The organism is Ruegeria sp. AP7, assembly GCF_056539905.1.
Window position 1 is genome coordinate 35963 of sequence record NZ_JBQFVT010000015.1, and the last position, 17434, is coordinate 53396.

General features: G+C 55.7%; 21 protein-coding genes and 1 pseudogene. 13 read left to right on the forward strand and 9 right to left on the reverse strand.

Annotated features, from left to right (window positions below):
• Positions 1–29: 29 nt before the first annotated feature.
• The 6 genes and pseudogenes from ACR0KN_RS19695 to ACR0KN_RS19720 all read right to left on the reverse strand — a co-directional run bounded on the left by ACR0KN_RS19695 (position 30) and on the right by ACR0KN_RS19720 (position 5763).
• On the reverse strand, positions 30–1124 hold the full coding sequence (locus ACR0KN_RS19695) for a flagellar basal body P-ring protein FlgI (RefSeq protein ID WP_480655931.1): 1095 nt from the start codon (positions 1122–1124) through the stop codon (positions 30–32).
• A 59-nt stretch (positions 1125–1183) separates the two neighbouring features.
• Positions 1184–2878 (reverse strand): annotated as a pseudogene (locus tag ACR0KN_RS19700) (flagellar biosynthesis protein FlhA); the annotation flags it as partial.
• A gap of 69 nt (positions 2879–2947) precedes the next feature.
• A complete protein-coding gene (locus ACR0KN_RS19705) occupies positions 2948–3625 on the reverse strand; it encodes a lytic transglycosylase domain-containing protein (protein WP_480655933.1) in 678 nt (225 codons plus the stop codon).
• 72 nt (positions 3626–3697) lie between these two features.
• Positions 3698–4126, reverse strand: coding sequence for an Lrp/AsnC family transcriptional regulator (locus tag ACR0KN_RS19710; RefSeq protein WP_170473559.1), 429 nt, complete (start codon positions 4124–4126; stop codon positions 3698–3700).
• A gap of 56 nt (positions 4127–4182) precedes the next feature.
• On the reverse strand, positions 4183–5502 hold the full coding sequence (locus tag ACR0KN_RS19715; protein WP_170775864.1) for an MFS transporter: 1320 nt from the start codon (positions 5500–5502) through the stop codon (positions 4183–4185).
• Positions 5503–5505: 3 nt separating this feature from the next.
• Complete coding sequence (locus ACR0KN_RS19720) at positions 5506–5763, reverse strand: metal-sensing transcriptional repressor (protein ID WP_170546747.1); 258 nt, start codon at positions 5761–5763, stop codon at positions 5506–5508.
• 133 nt (positions 5764–5896) lie between these two features.
• On the opposite strand from ACR0KN_RS19720, the gene ACR0KN_RS19725 reads away from it, so the two are divergent.
• From ACR0KN_RS19725 to ACR0KN_RS19755, 7 genes are all read left to right on the forward strand, one after another.
• A complete protein-coding gene (locus ACR0KN_RS19725; protein WP_170775869.1) occupies positions 5897–6511 on the forward strand; it encodes a ribonuclease D in 615 nt (204 codons plus the stop codon).
• Entirely contained in the window at positions 6508–7470 is a 963-nt protein-coding gene (locus tag ACR0KN_RS19730; RefSeq protein ID WP_480655936.1) for a KpsF/GutQ family sugar-phosphate isomerase, read from the forward strand. Before ACR0KN_RS19725 ends, ACR0KN_RS19730 begins: the two co-directional genes overlap by 4 nt.
• A gap of 4 nt (positions 7471–7474) precedes the next feature.
• Positions 7475–8083 (forward strand): LPS export ABC transporter periplasmic protein LptC, encoded by a 609-nt coding sequence (locus ACR0KN_RS19735; protein ID WP_480655939.1) that lies wholly within the window; start codon positions 7475–7477, stop codon positions 8081–8083.
• Positions 8084–8086: 3 nt separating this feature from the next.
• Positions 8087–8578 carry an LptA/OstA family protein gene (locus ACR0KN_RS19740; RefSeq protein ID WP_480655941.1) on the forward strand — a complete coding sequence of 164 codons (492 nt, stop codon included), beginning with the start codon at positions 8087–8089 and terminating at the stop codon, positions 8576–8578.
• Positions 8578–9336, forward strand: a complete 759-nt coding sequence (lptB, locus tag ACR0KN_RS19745; RefSeq protein ID WP_480655943.1) for an LPS export ABC transporter ATP-binding protein — start codon at positions 8578–8580, stop codon at positions 9334–9336. Before ACR0KN_RS19740 ends, lptB begins: the two co-directional genes overlap by 1 nt.
• A gap of 252 nt (positions 9337–9588) precedes the next feature.
• Positions 9589–10152: a ribosome hibernation-promoting factor, HPF/YfiA family gene (gene hpf, locus ACR0KN_RS19750; protein ID WP_010442515.1), complete on the forward strand. Its 564-nt coding sequence runs from the start codon at positions 9589–9591 to the stop codon at positions 10150–10152.
• A 58-nt stretch (positions 10153–10210) separates the two neighbouring features.
• On the forward strand, positions 10211–10675 hold the full coding sequence (locus tag ACR0KN_RS19755; protein ID WP_170473601.1) for a PTS sugar transporter subunit IIA: 465 nt from the start codon (positions 10211–10213) through the stop codon (positions 10673–10675).
• 586 nt (positions 10676–11261) lie between these two features.
• On the opposite strand, the gene dalA is transcribed toward ACR0KN_RS19755, so the two are convergent.
• Positions 11262–11777 (reverse strand): divisome-associated lipoprotein DalA, encoded by a 516-nt coding sequence (gene dalA / locus ACR0KN_RS19760; RefSeq protein WP_170473605.1) that lies wholly within the window; start codon positions 11775–11777, stop codon positions 11262–11264.
• 169 nt (positions 11778–11946) lie between these two features.
• Here dalA and ACR0KN_RS19765 point away from each other — a divergent pair, with 169 nt between their 5' ends.
• Positions 11947–12546, forward strand: a complete 600-nt coding sequence (locus tag ACR0KN_RS19765) for a L,D-transpeptidase (RefSeq protein ID WP_010442519.1) — start codon at positions 11947–11949, stop codon at positions 12544–12546.
• Positions 12547–12685: 139 nt separating this feature from the next.
• Entirely contained in the window at positions 12686–12868 is a 183-nt protein-coding gene (locus ACR0KN_RS19770) for a hypothetical protein (protein ID WP_010442520.1), read from the forward strand.
• Between the two features lie 78 nt (positions 12869–12946).
• Here ACR0KN_RS19770 and hemH read toward each other — a convergent pair whose 3' ends face one another.
• Positions 12947–13996, reverse strand: coding sequence for a ferrochelatase (hemH, locus tag ACR0KN_RS19775; protein ID WP_480655946.1), 1050 nt, complete (start codon positions 13994–13996; stop codon positions 12947–12949).
• A 55-nt stretch (positions 13997–14051) separates the two neighbouring features.
• On the reverse strand, positions 14052–14882 hold the full coding sequence (locus ACR0KN_RS19780) for a methyltransferase domain-containing protein (protein WP_480655948.1): 831 nt from the start codon (positions 14880–14882) through the stop codon (positions 14052–14054).
• Positions 14883–14928: 46 nt separating this feature from the next.
• Here ACR0KN_RS19780 and ACR0KN_RS19785 point away from each other — a divergent pair, with 46 nt between their 5' ends.
• From ACR0KN_RS19785 to ACR0KN_RS19800, 4 genes are read left to right on the forward strand one after another with little or no spacing between them, the layout of a single operon-like run.
• Complete coding sequence (locus ACR0KN_RS19785) at positions 14929–15627, forward strand: double zinc ribbon domain-containing protein (RefSeq protein ID WP_480655996.1); 699 nt, start codon at positions 14929–14931, stop codon at positions 15625–15627.
• Between the two features lie 37 nt (positions 15628–15664).
• Positions 15665–15922: a glutaredoxin 3 gene (gene grxC, locus ACR0KN_RS19790; protein ID WP_010442524.1), complete on the forward strand. Its 258-nt coding sequence runs from the start codon at positions 15665–15667 to the stop codon at positions 15920–15922.
• Positions 15922–16752, forward strand: a complete 831-nt coding sequence (locus ACR0KN_RS19795; protein WP_480655950.1) for a carbon-nitrogen hydrolase family protein — start codon at positions 15922–15924, stop codon at positions 16750–16752. The genes grxC and ACR0KN_RS19795 overlap by 1 nt, the downstream gene beginning before the upstream one ends.
• A gap of 15 nt (positions 16753–16767) precedes the next feature.
• Positions 16768–17208: a MarR family winged helix-turn-helix transcriptional regulator gene (locus ACR0KN_RS19800; RefSeq protein ID WP_010442526.1), complete on the forward strand. Its 441-nt coding sequence runs from the start codon at positions 16768–16770 to the stop codon at positions 17206–17208.
• Positions 17209–17434 lie beyond the last annotated feature (226 nt).

Sequence of the window (17434 nt, forward strand, 5' to 3'; positions counted from 1 at the left end):
TTCTTTGTTGATAGCATTTGCGATACTGCTCATCTGACGATGAACTCAGCATGAAGCGCACCGGCAGCTTTTATGGTTTTCAAAATATCGATCATGTCGCGTGGCGATACGCCCAAGGCATTCAACCCGGCAACCACTTCGGAAAGAGTGGTTGCTTCGGGAATTTCCGCCAGTCCAGTTCCTTCTTCTTCCTCGATTCCGGCAAAAGTACGCGGAACGACGACTGTTTCGCCACGCGCAAAAGGATTGGGTTGAACGGCAATAGGGGCTTCCTCGACGGTGAGGGTCAAGTTGCCCTGCGACACCGCTACGCGCGAAATCCTGACATCTCGACCCATTACGATTGTACCCGATCTCTGATCGACGACAACACGGGCCTTGCTTTGGGGTTCAACCAAAATATTCTCGATCCGACCGATTGCGTGGGCGGTAGAAACTGCGCGCGTTGCATCGATGCTTAGCTCCACAGTGCCGGAGTCGCGCATGAGTGCAACGGCCCGGTTAAATTCGGTGTTTATCGCGGCTTCGATACGGCTGGCGGTCGTGAAATCCAGCTCCCTCAAAGCCAGCCTGAGTTGCGTTAGGTCGGAAAGGGTAAAGTCTATCTCACGCTCGACGCGCGCTCCGGAGGGTATGACTCCCGATGTGGGAACGCCGCTTACGACCGAAGCTGCGTCACCCTCAACCGCAGCACCACCAGCCAATACTGTTCCCTGGGCCACGGCATAGATCTGACCGTCTGCCGCGTTCAGGGGTGTCATGATCAGCGTACCTCCAAGAAGTCCTTTGGAATCTCCAATCGCAGAGACGGTTACATCAATCTGACCACCGACACGTGCGAAGGGCGGAAGTGTGGCTGTAACCAATACGGCGGCGACGTTCTTCGGGCGAAAATCCTCGCCATTCACGTTCACACCCAACCGTTCGAGAATGTTGGACATGATTTCTTCGGTAAACGGAGAGTTACGCAAGCCGTCTCCGGTACCGTTCAGACCGACAACAAGGCCATAACCCACCAGGTCGTTGCCGCGCACGCCGTCGAAATCAACCAGATCTTTCAGACGGATAGCACCGGCGTTTGCGATACAAGGCAAGATTATCAACAGGAATGCGAGAATTTTCATCTGAGGAAGTTCACCAGCGAAAGGTTGGCGTTGCGGACGGTCACGGAATAAAGACTTTCCAGCTGGAACTGCACAGTTTGCAGCCGTGCCGCGGTTTCGCAAATCCCTGCGGGCTGAGTTGTGGTCAGGCGCGCTTCGGCTACGCTTTCAAGAATCAGTGCCATGTTGCGGATCGAGACCCGCTCATCAAGCAACAGCCGCAGGACTGCATGCAGCGTGTCGATCGGTACTTTGTCGGGGATCAGTTCGTCCAGCAGCTTGCGGTTTGCCTCTGCCCGAGTCGGATCGCTGAGCCGCGTCATCTCGGACAATAGGCGGCGTAGGGATTTCAGAGTCAGCAAGCGTGAGAAATTCTGCTTGATGATCTCAAGCAGATGGGTCGCAAGGATTTCCGGGGGGGTGACGATTGTGGCCCCATTGAGTGCTGCGGCCTCCTGATCTTTGGGTAATATCCAGCGTGCAGGAGCCCCATAAACGGGTTCAGTCACGTCCGTGCCGTCGGGTAGAAAATCGTGCGCTTCTTGTACCAGAGCAAGCACAAGTTCAGAGTTTAGAACACCACGAGCCTGTTCGACCCCCTGCACTTTGATCACATAGGTGCCCGTCGGCAGGTCCGCGCGGTCGGTCAGACGTATCTCGGGCAGGATCAGGCCAAAGCTTGAAGCGACATAGGTCCGCATATTGGCGATCCGTGCATCTAGGCCGGTACCAGGATTCAATACCATGCTGACCAGGTCAGGTGCGAATTCAAGATGTACATCATCAAGGTCCAGGATGTCTCCGATGGCTTGCGAGACCGGAGTTTCAGCATCGACCACTTGCGGTTCGGTCTCGGTTTCTTCGCTTCGTTTCCGGATACCGGAGTATGCGGCATAGCCCAGAACCCCGGCCCCCAGAATAAAGGGCAGAAACGGCAAGCCGGGAACCAACGCAAACAGAGCCATCAGAACTGCAACAGTCCCCAACGCTGCCGGGTGGCGTCCAAGCTGCGAAAATATCGCGCTGTCAGTTGCGCCTTGCGTACCGCCGCGCGCCAGCAACAAAGCGGAGGCGATCGATATGATCACCGCTGGAATCTGCGAGACCAAACCATCGCCGACAGTCAGGATGGCATAGGTTTCAAAGGCCGATGTGACTGGCATCCCATGCACGATAACGCCCATGACCAGCCCCATCACAAGGTTGAGCAGCGTGATCAGCAGCCCGGCGATGGCGTCACCTTTGACGAATTTTGACGCCCCGTCGAGCGAGCCAAAAAAGGTGGTTTCCTGTTGTTCGCGTTCACGCCGTTCTTTGGCTTGATGGTGGTCGATGGCTCCGGCAGACATGTCGCTGTCGATGGCAAGCTGTTTGCCGGGCATTCCGTCCAGTGCGAACCGAGCGCCGACTTCGGCCATGCGCGCCGCTCCTTTGGTAATGACCATGAAGTTCACGATCAAAAGCACGCCAAACACCACCAGCCCCAAAAATATGCTGCCGCTCATGACGAATTGGGCAAAGCCCTCGATCACGTCGCCAGCCGCATTGGTGCCAGTATGCCCCTGCCCGATGATCAGCTTGGTCGAGGACACATTCAGCGACAAACGCAGCATCAGTGAGGCCAGCAGGATCGTCGGGAAGGATGAAAAATCCAAAGGCCGCTCAATGAACAGTGTCAGGGTGAAGATCAGGATCGCCAGTGCAAATGAGGCGGCCAAACCCACATCCAGAACCCAGGCGGGCATTGGCAGGATCATCATGACGATGACCGCCATCAACGCTAATGCCAGCAGAATGGTCGGAGAGAACAAGGTGCGGGGATCGATACGGGGCACGGTCTGCTCCTAGTTGAACGTAATGAAGGCGGTGGCGGAGGTGGTATCTGGCACCAGAGACCCCAGCGCTTTCTGTTCGGCCGGATGTGCGCTCAAGGGTATGAGCGGAGCTGCCGCAGCTGTGAATGGATCGCGCCGACTGACTAGGGGTGATCCATTCAATTGCGCCAATACAGTCTGAAAGCGGTCTGAATACGCCGCTGCGTGCTCGTGGGTCCGCGAATGGTAGGCCCCGGCAGCGGCAGGCCATGATCCAAGCTCCGCATAGAGCTGGGACAGAAATCGAGCTGCGTAAGCGGCGTTTTCGTCCGGATCGAACATTGCATCGATCGAGCGAAAGACCTTGCCGTGCCAGCGGTAATTAATCTGGAAGCATCCCACATCAAAACTGCGAGTGCCGGATTTGAAAATGTCGAACACGTAGGATTTTGCTTCGACCTCAGAGGCGAACCAATAGCCTTGCCCCTCGCGATTGACGGTCCAGGGCCAAGGTTCCAGTCTACCGTCCAGCGTACGGCCTGTTTCGACCCGAGCAATTGCCCTGAGGACGTCAAGAGGAACGCCCTCGGCCTGAGCTGCGCGGCGCGCGGCGTGATCGCACAGCGCGGCTGTCGATGTTGCATGTCCGGTGTGGGCTAGAAAGACATGCGCCAAAAGCGCAGCAATGAGAAGTTTATGAATTGGCATTCTGCCGGTCCGGGATTCTGGTCAGTCCCTCTCAAGCTAGCCAATTATCTGTTTACAGAGGGTTAGCGCATCTCAGTTTCGATCAATCTTGCGGCCGAAAACAACGCTGGTGTTAGTGCGCAAAACACCGGGGATGCGCGCGAGCTCGTCAACCAGAATATCAAGGTCCTCGATTCGTGGGGCTTCGGCTGACAGCAACAGGTCAAACTCACCATTGATCGACAAGCACAGCTTCACCTCGGGATAGGCTTCAAGCCGTTTGATGATGCGCGTGGTTTCCTTTTGCTGCACTTCTAGCAGCACAACGATCTGTACCTTCGGAGTGTCTTCGTTTTCTCTCAGTACGACGGAGTAACCAGCAATAACACCCCGCTCTTCCATGCGATTAATGCGTTCATGCACAGTTGTCCGGGCAACACCCAGCATTGCCGCGATGCGCGTAGTCGAGTCGCGCGCGTTGTGTTGGAGAGCGGCGATGATGCGTCGGTCAAGCTGGTCCATGCGGTCTCCGGGATGAGGCAGCTGTGTCCGGGTTTAAGGTAGATGCCGGGCAAAGCTCAAGGTTCATGAGGAATGCGAGGGTGCAACTCGTCAATGATGATCGGATGGGCATGCGGTTTGGGTCCAGCGAGATGCGGGTGATCCGGCGGCAGTTCCGGATGGTTGTGGACCACAGATTTTGCGTCGGTGCGAGGCCAAACCCTTATCACGAAGATAAGGCCCAAAACGGCAGCGGTGGCCATCCCGGCCATGGCGACCGTCGAACCAAACCAGGTCATCAGCGACCCGGCTAACGGATACAGCACCAACCAGCAGGCATGAGACAGTGTGAATTGAGCGGCGAAGACTGCCGGGCGATCTTCGGGATGTGCAGATCGGGTCAGCAGGCGGCCCGATGGTGTCAGTGTGCTGGAATATCCAAAGCCAACCAGTATCCAGATCGCAGTCAGCACGCTTAGCGTCATCGGTATGGTAGCGGTCAGAATAGCAGCCACCGCCATGGTTCCGGTTGCCATTGCGGCACCACTCAGCATGACACGCCGATCAGGGATCCGATCCAGCAGGCGTGGCAGCGCGAACGCAGCCAACATTGAACCACCACCAAAACCGGCCAGTGCAATGGCAACAGCGCTTTCAGACAGGTCGAGATCACCACGCACGATCACAACGGTATTAACGATCACCATCGAACTAATGGCCGCTGCGCTCCAGCTCAGAGCCAACAGGCCACGTAGGCGTGGGGTCTTGAGGTATATTCTGATGCCACGGGTGGTCCGGTCATAGATGCCGCGTGGTACTTTCGGTTTAGGGGAAGGCAGTGTTGCAGATACCACAAGCAGGGCGGAAGCGAGAAAGCCTATGCTGGTGCCCAGGAACAGACTGTCGAAACTGACGATCAATAAGAGTGCGGCGGCCAGTATCGGGCTTAGAAGACTCTCCAGATCGTACGCCAGACGCGACAGAGACAGGGCTTTGGTATAGTCCTGTTCGTCTGTCAGAACGTCGGGAATCGTCGCCTGAAAGGCCGGAGTGAACCCGGCAGAAGCCGATTGCAGGACAAAGATCAGCACATAGACCTGCCAAATTTCAGTGACGAATGGCAAACATAGAGCGACGATTGCGCGCACGATGTCCAATGCCACAAGCATTCTACGCCGGTCCAAACGTTCGGCAAAGGCTGCGGCAAGAGGAGCCACGGTGACATAGGCTACCATCTTTATGGTCAGCGCGGTGCCTAGAACCAACCCTGCTGAATCTCCGGCCAGATCAAATGCCAAAAGCCCCAGCGCCACTGTCGCCAGACCGGTGCCTGTCAGGGCCACAATCTGGGCAGCGAGCAAATGCCGATAGGTGCGATTTGTCAGGACGCTGAGCATTGGTCAGAGGTACTTGGTTATGGTTTTGAAGTCTTCGATGGCAGTCTGATCCGCTTCACCAGACAGGCAGTGATCAACATGATCATGGATCAGCACGCGCTTGGCGTTGGTGATAGCTTTCTCCACCGCAAAAAGCTGCTGAGCGATGTCAGCGCAGGGGGCTTCATCTTCGAGCATGGTGATCACCTTGGCCAAATGCCCGTGCGCGCGTTTCAGGCGCGCGGTGATCTGCGGGTGAGAATTATGGGTATGGGATGTCATGGTGTATCCTTATCCCCCCCATGGGGTTATTGTCAAGTTGGTCGCGATGCTGTAACTACGCGCGCGCCGAGGACGTTGAGTTTGGCTGCGAAACCTCCTATCTCGGGGTCGAGACCGCACAAAGGAAGTCGGCGTGGCGAATTATCTGTATAAAAACGATCTGCCCGAAGGGTTGGATATGGGCCCGGTCGTGGCCATCGATTGCGAAACCATGGGGCTGAACCCGCACCGGGACCGGCTGTGTGTCATCCAGATGTCGGGTGGGGATGGAAATTGTCACATCGTTCAGGTCGAAAAGGGTCAATCATCAGCTCCGAACCTCTGTGCAATGCTTGAGGACCCCAATGTGTTGAAGCTGTTCCATTTTGGCCGCTTCGATATTGCAGCCATGTATCACGCGTTCGGTGCGCTTGCAGCGCCGGTCTATTGCACCAAGATCGCCAGCCGGTTGGTGCGTACCTACACCGACCGCCATGGCCTGAAGAACCTGTGTCAGGAACTGCTGGGTGTCGATATTTCGAAACAGCAGCAAATGAGCGATTGGGGTGCGGAAACCCTGACGGATGCTCAGCTGGACTATGCTGCATCGGATGTATTGTATCTGCACCGTCTGCGCGACGCGCTGGACGGTCGGCTTGCCCGTGAAGACCGTACCGAGGTGGCACAGGCCTGTTTTGATTTCCTACCCACGCGTGCGAAGCTTGACCTCGCAGGCTGGCCCGAAACTGATATTTTTGCGCACTCATGACAGATACTGAGTCCTTTTTGAAAACTGCACGCCAGGTCATCACCGATGAGGCCCGTGCCTTGGACGTCCTTGCCGAAGGCTTGGACGAGCATTTTGCCGAGGCCGTGCAACTGATCCTGCAGGCCACAGGCCGCATCATCATTAGCGGTATCGGTAAATCCGGGCATATCGGCCACAAGATCGCGGCGACCTTGGCTAGTACCGGTACGCCAGCATATTTCGTCCACCCGGCCGAGGCCAGCCATGGTGATTTGGGCATGGTCTCGAAAGGGGATGTGGTTCTGGCTATCTCGAACTCAGGTGAAGCGCCGGAACTTGCCAATCTGCTGGCCTTTACGAGGCGTTTTGGAATTCCGCTGATTGGTCTGTCCAGCAAGCCCGAAAGCACGTTGATGAAGCAGGCTGACGTGCACCTGCTTATTCCATCGATGGGAGAAGCCTGCGGATTTGGTATGGTTCCCTCGATCTCGACCACTCTGACGTTGGCGATGGGTGACGCTTTGGCAATCGCGTTGATGAAATCCCGAGATTTCAGGCCCGAGGATTTTCGTGCCTACCACCCAGGAGGCAAACTGGGGGCGCAATTATCCACCGTGCGCGATTTGATGCACAAAGATATGCCTCTGGTAACTGCCGGTACTCCGATGAGCGAGGCACTGCTGGTTATGAGCCAGAAGAGCTTTGGGGTCGTTGGCGTTACTGATGAGGCCGGCTGTTTGCTGGGCATTATCACGGATGGTGACCTGCGTCGAAACATGGACGGGCTACTGAACAAAAACACCACCGAGGTAATGACCGAAAATCCTCTGACCATCGCGCCAAACGCAATGGCAGAAGAGGCGGTTTCGATCATGAATGATCGCAAGATCACTTCTCTTTTTGTGGTGGATCCCGAGACCAATGGTCCGACATCGGGGCTGTTGCATATCCACGACTGTCTGCGTGTAGGGCTGGGTTAAGGATATGGCCGAAGTGGATCGCCATTCCCGTTGGGTGCAGTTTCTGAAAGTTCTGCTACCACTGGCGGCGATTCTTATATTGTCCTCTGTGTTTTTGCTGTCCCGCAGCATCGACACCAATGTGTCGGTGCCCTTCAGTGATCAGGATATTGGAGAGCGACTGACAGCTCAGGTCGTTACCCGCCCCGACTACAAAGGTGTAACCCGCAAGGGCGAAGGGATTCGGGTCGAGGCTCGTCGTGCCAGCCAAAGCGGTGAACTAGAAACCCCAACGGCGTCTGAGGTTCAGGGGCGATTTGAGTTGAGCAGCGGTGGCGAGATTACACTTGAATCGAATACAGGCATGATCCGGCCAGACAAGGGCACCGCGACATTTGTGGGCGATGTAGTCATCACGACGGCGGATGGTATTCAGGTAACGACTGATCTTTTGAATACATCTTTGGATGAAATCCGCGGCGACAGCCCAGGTCAGATTGACGGAACGGGTCCGATTGGCGACTTTACCGCAGGACGAATGATTTTTGGGACTGTAAAAAAGGACGGTCCGGTCCATATTCTTTTTACAGGCGGCGTGAAGCTGATATACGAGCCGCAAAAAGCAGAAAGATAACTTGTGTTCGATTTACGTGTCGCCGTTTTGTGTTGTGCCATCGCAGTTGGGGCCATGCCTGCATTTGCGCAGGAGGCTCAGGTGGCATTTGGATCGGTCAACGCTGACCCGACCCTGCCGGTTGAAGTCACGTCCGAGACTCTGAACGTAAATCAGGAAGACGGCTCTGCCGAGTTTATCGGCAACGTGATCGTCATACAGGGTGAAATGCGCCTGACCGCAGATCGTGTTCTTGTCATGTATAACGAAGAACGTTCGGCCATTGATCGGATGGAGGCGACGGAAAATGTCGTTCTGGTCAGTCCACCTGACGCTGCCGAAGGTGATTGGGCGGAATACACCATCGATTCCGGTGTGATCGAAATGAAGGGCAATGTGCTGCTGACTCAGGGGCCCAGCATTATCAGCGGTGATCAGATGATCGCAAATCTGACGTCCGGAACCGCAACGATGTCGGGGCGCGTCAAGACGATCCTGCAGCAAGGTGGCAACTGATGAACCGTCCCGAATTGTCCATCGCTGAAGGCTCTTCCGGTCTGAAAATCGAGAAGCTGCGCAAGTCTTATCGCAAGAAGACCGTCATCCGTGACGTGTCTATGGAGCTGAACCGATCTGAGGTCGTGGCGCTGCTGGGGCCGAATGGATCGGGCAAGACCACCACGTTCTATTCCGTCGCAGGGCTGGTTTTTCCCGAGGCAGGTACCGTGACCATTGACGGGCAGAACGTCACGACTCTGCCAATGTATCGCCGTGCGCGGTTGGGTATTGGTTATCTGCCACAGGAAATGTCAATTTTCCGCGGTATGAGTGTCGAGGGCAATATCGTCTCGGTTCTGGATATCACGGTCAAACACGCTCATCGCCGGAAAGAGCGGCTTGAAGAGCTGCTATCGGATTTCTCGATCGAACATCTGCGCCGCGCACCAGCGCTTGCTCTCTCGGGTGGTGAGCGGCGCCGGGTTGAGATCGCGCGCTGTTTGGCCGCCGATCCGAATTATTTGCTGTTGGACGAGCCCTTTGCAGGGGTCGACCCGATCAGTGTCGGTGATATCCGGCATTTGGTGGCTGATCTGAAGAAACGGGGTATCGGGGTTTTGATCACGGATCACAACGTCCGGGAAACGCTGGAAATTGTGGATCGCGCCTACATTCTGCATGACGGTCAAGTTCTGATGTCCGGCACCCCAGACGAGGTGGTGGAAAACGAAAATGTGCGTCGGGTCTACCTGGGCGAAAACTTCCGTATTTCATAAGTTTACGCGGAAATGCGCCGGGCGCATGGCGGAAATCTCGCATAAACACATCTGTTTTGATTGACTCTCCCGCCGTCCCTTGCATCAATTGGGACATGGCATTGCTTCGGTTCCAGTCAGGATCTCGATGTCCCTTCTTGGAAGGGGAGGATCAGCGGCAACCGCAGAAAATGCCGATACCCCCCACCCGATAAAAACAAGTCAGTCGCGTTACGCGGCGTCAGAATGGGTGTGAATTGTGAAGGAGATCACATGCGTTACCAAATCAGCGGAAAACAGATCGACATCGGTGCGGCGCTGCAGACCCACGTGCAGACCGAACTGGGCGAGGTCGTGGGCAAGTACGCCCAGCGACCGACTGACGCCAACGTCGTCTTTTCCCGTTCGGCGCATGAATATGTATGCGAAACCACTGTGCATCTGTCGACTGGCCTGACCGCTCAGGCTAAGGCTCATGCGACCGAGATTTATGCGGCGTTTGAAGGCTGCTGTGACAAGATGGAGACACAACTACGGCGTTACAAACGGCGCCTCAAAGACCACCATAAGGATCGATCCGAGCCGGTTGAACTCTTTGGCGCGTCCTCTTATATCCTCGCCTCTGACGAATCGAACACGGCGGATGAACCCGAATCGCTGCAGCCAATGATTGTGGCTGAGATGGAGACCAAGATCCCATCGCTCAGTGTGGGAGAAGCTGTTATGCAAATGGAACTTGCCGGTGCCCCGGTGCTGGTGTTCCGGAATGAGAACAAGGACGGATTGAATGTCGTATATCGTCGTGAGGACGGCAATATTGGCTGGATTGATCCGTAACAGGCAAGAATAGTCGGAACGCCCCCTCGCAGAGGGGGCACGGCTTAGGAGCAGATTGATGGAGCTTTCGAGTATTCTAAAGCCCGAAGCGGTGCGTGTATTGTCCGCTGCGTCCAGTAAGAAGCGATTGTTTCAGGAAATTGGCGACGTAGGCGCTGCGACGCTTGGGCTGGATGCGCAGGCCATCGTTGAAAGCTTGCTCGAGCGGGAGAGCCTTGGCCCGACTGGCGTTGGCCATGGTGTTGCGCTTCCGCACGCTCGGTTGTCGGAACTGGAATCGGTCTCGGGTGTGTTTGTCATGCTCGAGAAACCCATCGACTTTGGCTCGGTCGACCGTCAGCCCGTTGATCTGGCGTTTTCGCTGTTTGCCCCTGAAGAAGCCGGGGTTGAGCATCTGAAGGCGCTGGCGTTGGTCTCGCGCACATTGCGTGAGCAATCGGTTTGCGCGAAGTTGCGGGCAAATCCTGATCCGGTAAAGCTGTATGCGATCCTGACCGAAGCTCAGTCGATGCAGGCGGCGTAAGGTACTAAGAAACGAAGAATCCGTTGAACGACGGCAAGGTAGTCATCGTTGGCGCCGCCTTTTGCGGGCAATACACGGCCGATCAGTCCAACTAAAGATGATCCCAAAGAAAACTGAATATGGCGGCCAGGTAGAGGCCGGCGATCACATAGATTTTGTGCCCTTCATCCACCCATTCCTGCATTGTTAGTGTAAAGCACCTTAAGCGACATGTGTCGTGCGAACCTGTAAACTCGCCGCCGAGCATCAGGAATGTTGCGATTCCGCCGAACAAAATCAGCGATATCCATTTTCTGTTTTGTCTGGGTATCTTGATTCGCATTGGGATTGCTTAGAGGAACACGATGGATATCACCGTGAACTATGTCACGCTTTAGCGGATGCCCCGAAGGCAGCGTTAAAACCCAATGCAAGTTGCTATCCAACTCCACCACCCTTTTGGATCGCTGCAGCAGGCCGTTTGAGCTCACTTTTTACCAAATTGGCCTCTCTGAAATGACAGCACCCTCGCAAGTGTCTGCGAGGGTGCTCGTTTCGCATGGGTGATAGACAGTCAAAGGTTCGTTCGGTCCTGTGACCGGGTTACTCAGCCGCCGGTGCCCATCTCCAATGTCCACCAGATTTTACCGCCTTTTTCCTGGTGCCAGGCAAAGCCCATCTGTGTGGCTTTGGGGTCCATTATTACCGCACGCGGTCCGGGTTCTTGCATCCAAGCAGCCAGCGTTTCCGTCTCGGTCTCATAGGTCTCCGAGATCGCTTCGCCCAGGAAGGTGCCATAATATCCGACCCGCGAAGCCCGATCCAGGGGGGAAGACCCATCCGAACCAAAATGCCAGGGCCGATTTTGGCGGGCCATGTCCTTAGAGTGAGTCTCGGCGGCAGCGTTCAGCTGTGCGTTCAACTGAACTTGCTGCAGACCTGAGGCTTGCCGTAGTGCGTTTACTGAATCCAGCATCCGGAACTGCAACTTTTCTGGGTTGCCGCGGATTTTATAGACGCTCGGCAATGGCCTGCCATCAGCACCAAGAGTTGTCGTACCCGAATCGGTACATGCGGCAAGTGCGACTAAACAAATCGCTAGAAGAGAAAGAATACGTGTCATGATCGGCCTGAATTTAGTGTCAACCACGGAAATAGCCTGCCTGAGCGCCCAGAGCAAACGCACAAAGGCCCAACCTTGCGTGATTCTGCCGGTTTGATTTGCGACTGAAGCATTCTGGCCATAAAATATCACAGAAATTGCATTTGCTCATAACAAAGGACCGCTCAACATGGTCAAGAAAACTCTTTTGTCTCCGACGCGTCGCGGCTTTCTGGCGGCTGCCACTGCCAGTTTGGCTTCGCCTGCGCTAGCCCAATACATTCCGGGTGATCCGTTGCGCCCTGCGCCCGAACCTGAGCCTCAGGTACGACGCAATGTATCCGGATTCAGGGCGCTGGATTGGCAGCCTTACTTTTCCAATACCAGAAACGGCGCCATTCTGGTCGATACGGTATCCCGAGCGCTGCATTATTGGTCAGATGATCAATCCGTATACAAACTGTACCCCTCGTCAGTGCCATTGACCGAAGAATTGACCCGTCGTGGGCGCACCAGTGTCATCCGCAAAGTCGAGGGTCCAAGTTGGTCACCGACGCCATCGATGAAAAAACGCAACCCCGAATGGCCTGATTATATCCCGCCGGGACCTGATAACCCATTGGGAACGCACGCTTTATATCTGAGTTGGAAATATTATCGCATTCACGGCACCCATGATACACGCAAAATCGGCCGTCGGTCTTCGAACGGATGCATTGGTTTGTTCAACGAAGATATCGCTGAGTTGTTCTCAATGGCCAAGGTCGGTACGCAAGTGTTGCTAATTTGACGACATTTTCGCGCGCGAACCTGCCATTTACGTAAGTTGCAATTGCAATCCATGGGGATAGCTGATTAGAAAAACTCACGAGGTAAGTCTTAGATGTGCGGTTTCGCTATTGGGAATCGCGCAAATTCTGGAGGTTAATATGAAGAAACTCGTTCTCGCTGCTGCTCTGACTGCTGCTGCTTCGACCGCATATGCTGGCAACCTGGAAGAGCCGGTTGTTGAAGCACCTGTTGTTGTCGAAGAAACCCAAGGTTCGTCGCAGGGCATCATCCTGCCGCTGATCCTGCTGGTTGTAGTTGCCGCAGCTGTTGCAGCAAGCTAAGTCGACGAGACTTTATCAATTTAAAAAGGCGGTGGTGCAAACCACCGCCTTTTTTTGTGTGTTTGGTTAAGTGGGCCGTCATTCCAACCAGCCGCGCAAATTGTCTTGGATCACCTTGCTCAGTGCCGCGATATGCGAATCATCATCGTTGAGGCACGGGATATAGGTGAACGATTCGCCGCCCGCGTGTTCGAAGCTTTCCTTGATCTCTTCGTTGATCTCTTCCAGCGTTTCGATGCAGTCGGCAGAGAACGCAGGCGCGATAACGGCGATATTTTTCTTACCTGCCCGCGCAAGATCGGCCACATGATCGACGGTGTAGGGTTTCAGCCACTCTTCCGGCCCAAATCGCGATTGGAAGGTTGAGACAAGCTGGTCATCTGACCAACCCAAACGCTCTTTCAGAAGTCTTGAGGTTTTGACGCACTGGCAATGGTAGGGATCACCTTGCTGCAGATAGCGTTCCGGCATGCCGTGATACGAGCACACGAGGACATCCGGTTTGGTCTCCATCACTGCATAGGCAAGCTCGACCGAACTTGCCAGTGCGTCGATATAAGAGGGTTCATCGAAATAGGCCGGCACAGTTCGGCTGGCCGGTTGCCAGGTTTCTTTCATCAACGCACGGAAGAATTGATCATTCGCTGTGGCGGTCGTAGCCCCGGCATATTGCGGGTAGAGCGGGAAGAAAAGGATGCGATCACAGCCTTCTTCCACCATCTGGCGCACCTTTGAAGGGGTCGAAGGATTCCCGTAGCGCATGCAGAATTCGACCATGACCTGATCGCCATACTGTTCGTGCATCGCCTCGCGTATCTTGGCGGTCTGGTCCTTGGTGATCGTCATCAAAGGGCTTTCACCCTTGTCGTGATTCCAGATCGACTTGTACGCTTCGCCCGAACTGAAAGGGCGTTTGGTCAGGATGATGCTTTGCAGAATGGGCTGCCATTTCCAGGCCGGGTAGTCGATCACGCGCTTGTCTGACAAAAATTCGTTCAGATAACGCCGCATGGGCCAATAGCTATAATCATCAGGTGTGCCCAAGTTGGCCAGCAGGACACCGACACGTCCCGTTTTAACCTTGGGATGCTCTGCGGGCGCGTGGGTAGGACGAGTGGCATCAAACATGTGAAGCTTCCTGAATTTATGTGTCTGGCCTGAAATAACGGGAAAAGGACGGTCGTCAATCGGGCAGTTTGCCCTCATCCGTGCCCAACGCATCAGCAAGGCGCATTTGGGCCGATCCCGGACGCAAAGGTTTGGGCTGACTGTCATCAGGGGACCAGCCTGTCAGGCAGACCAGTTCGTAAGTTCCCCTCAAACGGCCTTGGGAGGTTGCGAAATGAGCGGCATAGATTTCCTGCGCTTTCTCGAAAACAGCCCGCCGGGTCGGTTGCTTCAGACGATCTTGCAGCGCATTGGTTTCTCCCATAGCGCGCAAATCATGCATCAGATGGTTAAGGTCGCGATATTCGGCAGATAACGTTGCCTTGTCTGCAACGGGCAAAGCCAAACCAGCCCGTTGCAGCAACGCGCCCAGATCACGTAATTCTGCCATCGGTGCAATACGCGGGCTTAGACCGCCCGTAATCTCAATCTCCGCTTGACCCAGTACTGAACGCAACTCCTGAAGGGTTTCGCCGCCCAAGCACACGACCAAGAGCAAACCATCAGGTTTCAGAGCACGATGGCATTGGATTAATTGGCCAACCGGGTCGTTTGCCCAATGCAGCGCCATCGCGTGTATAACCAGGTCATGCGCGCTTGGCGTCAGGTCCAGAACCTCATCATCCGGGATGAACCGGGCCTCGGTCCATAATCCTTCCCAGATGTGTGGGAACGGGGTCACGACGACAGGCGCCTTAAAGGTTTTATTAACCATCGATAGACGATCCTGCACCTCGTCAACAGCGGCGCGGTGCAGAAACAGCGCCTCATCCTGCGCGCGGCTGCGGTGGAGCGCGAGGGCAGAGCGGTCAAACAGAGAGGGTGCAGTGTCGGACGGCAGTTTCATAAGCCGCAAGTATCGCATTCGTCGGGGGATTCAAACCGTTGTCGAGATGATCTATCCCCCGCGTTGCCTTTCATGCGGTGCGCTGACTGAATCCGACTTTGGCCTCTGCGGTCCATGCTGGCGAGACACACCATTTATCGGTGGCGCAGTTTGCGAAAGTTGCGGCGTGCCGGTCCCCGGCGCACGGGATGGGCATAGAATCGAATGCGACGACTGCCTCACAAGGCCGCGCGCTTGGCAGGACGGTCGGGCAGCTCTGATGTATCAAGGGGGTGCCAAATCGCTGATACTGGCGTTGAAACATGGGGATCGTACGGAACTGGCGCGCCCGGCTGCGCGCTGGATGGCACAAGCCGGGTCCGAAGTGTTTCGCCCCAACATGTTGATCGCGCCAGTCCCGCTGCATTGGTCCCGAATGATCCGCAGGCGATATAACCAATCCGCACTGCTTGCGCATCATCTGGGTCAGGAAACGGGTCTGGCCGTATGCCCTGATCTTTTGGTTCGAATCAGACGCACGCCTGTCCTGGATGGCAAAACAGCGGTTGAACGTGCCGCAGCACTCGCCGACGCCATAGCTGTACATCCGAAACGAGAACGTATGACACAGGGCCGCGATATTCTTCTGGTCGATGACGTTATGACCTCGGGTGCGACACTGGAGGCCTGCGCGCGTGTTTGCCGTGCTTCAGGAGCAAATCATATTTTCGTGTTGGTACTGGCGCGCGTTGCCAAGGATGCCTAATTCGCCCATGAATGTGCGGAACCCAAAGGGACGAAATATGAAGCCGGTAGAAATCTACACCTCGCCGCTGTGCGGCTTTTGCCACGCTGCCAAACGGTTGTTGAAGCAGAAAGGCGTCAAGTTCTCGGAAGTCGACGTGCTGATGCATCCCAAACGCAAACCCGAAATGATCCAGCGGGCGGGTGGGAAACGCACTGTCCCGCAGATTTTCATCGGCCAAACTCATGTTGGCGGTTGCGATGACCTCTACGAGCTTGAACGTCAGGGCAAGCTGGATCGCCTGCTCGCGGCCTGATGCAGACCGCTCTGCTGCAAATCACTTCGTCGGACGACCCGGTCCAGAATCTGGACATGGTGCGCGCCATGATGGCCGAGGCGGCAGAGCAAGGCGCGGGCTTTATCTTGACGCCCGAGGTGACGAACTGCGTCTCAACCAGCACTACGCGGCAGCGCGAAGTTCTGCAGCATGAAGAGGATGACATCACCCTGGCTGGCCTGCGCAAGCAGGCCGCTGATTTGGGTGTTTGGCTGCTGATCGGCTCTTTGGGGATCAAGACCCACGATGCCGATGGCCGCTTTGCCAACCGTAGCTTCATGATCAACCCGCAGGGGCAGATCGTGGCGCGATACGACAAGATCCACATGTTTGACGTGCAGGTCAGTGAGACCGAGACGTTCCGCGAATCGAAGAACTATCGCCCCGGCGAGAATGCCGTGATCGCAGATACAGATTTCGGGAAAGTTGGTATGACGATCTGCTATGATATCCGCTTTCCGCATCTTTATGCAGCGCTGGCGCAGTCTGGAGCACAGATTCTAACCGTCCCGGCAGCGTTTTCGCCGGTCACAGGTGCTGCACATTGGGAATCCCTGCTGCGCGCGCGGGCGATTGAAACCGTCTGCTGGGTGCTTGCCCCAGCGCAGACTGGCGCGCATCCAAAGACGCGCGGCAAGACCCGATATACTCATGGCCACAGCATGGTCGTGGCCCCTTGGGGAGAGGTCGTCATCGACGCAGGCACCGATCCGGGCATTCACTTTTTCGAATTGCATGATAGTTCTGTGTCCGAGGCGCGCCGGCGTGTGCCCTCATTGACTCATGTACGGCCTTTCAAAGGTCCCTGATCCAGAACCGGGCTTATGACGGACGAGAAAAATGCCCTGGCGGTCACGCTGTTCAGCGAAATACTGACCGCAGACCAGCTATTGCGCAACCGGCTGAGCCGGGTGCTGCCCAAGGGCATGGAAATCTCACATTTCTCGGTGCTGAACCATCTGGTCTTTGTCGGAGATGAACGCAGCCCGGCGCAGCTGGCCAACACGTTCCACGTCACGCGCGGAGCGATGACCAACACCTTGGCCAAGCTGGAATGGGCTGGATACATTCACATACGCCCCGACTGGGACGACGCCCGCCGCAAAATGGTCGCGATCAGCCCAGCCGGCCGCCGCGCGCGCGATCAGGCGATTTCCTCGATTGCCCCGCTGATCAACCGCGTGGTCGGAGAGCTGGGGCTGGAGCGCGTCCGCAGCACGCTGCCGGTGCTGCGAGATTTGCGGTTGCAGTTGGAGGGGGAGTGAAGAGCGCAACTATTTGGTTTTCGAGACAACCGACTCTCAAAGATCTACAGCGCCCATATCTTCAAAGGTGTTCATACGATCAATGAGCCTTGTACCCAACTCTGTGGGGCTGCGTGTGAATATTGAAGGGCACGTTTGAAAGCTGCTCTCGCCTGTAAATCGCGCCCCGATTGATAAAGAGCGATGCCGCGCTCAAGTTCCATCTAAATAGCTGTTGAAGAGTTAA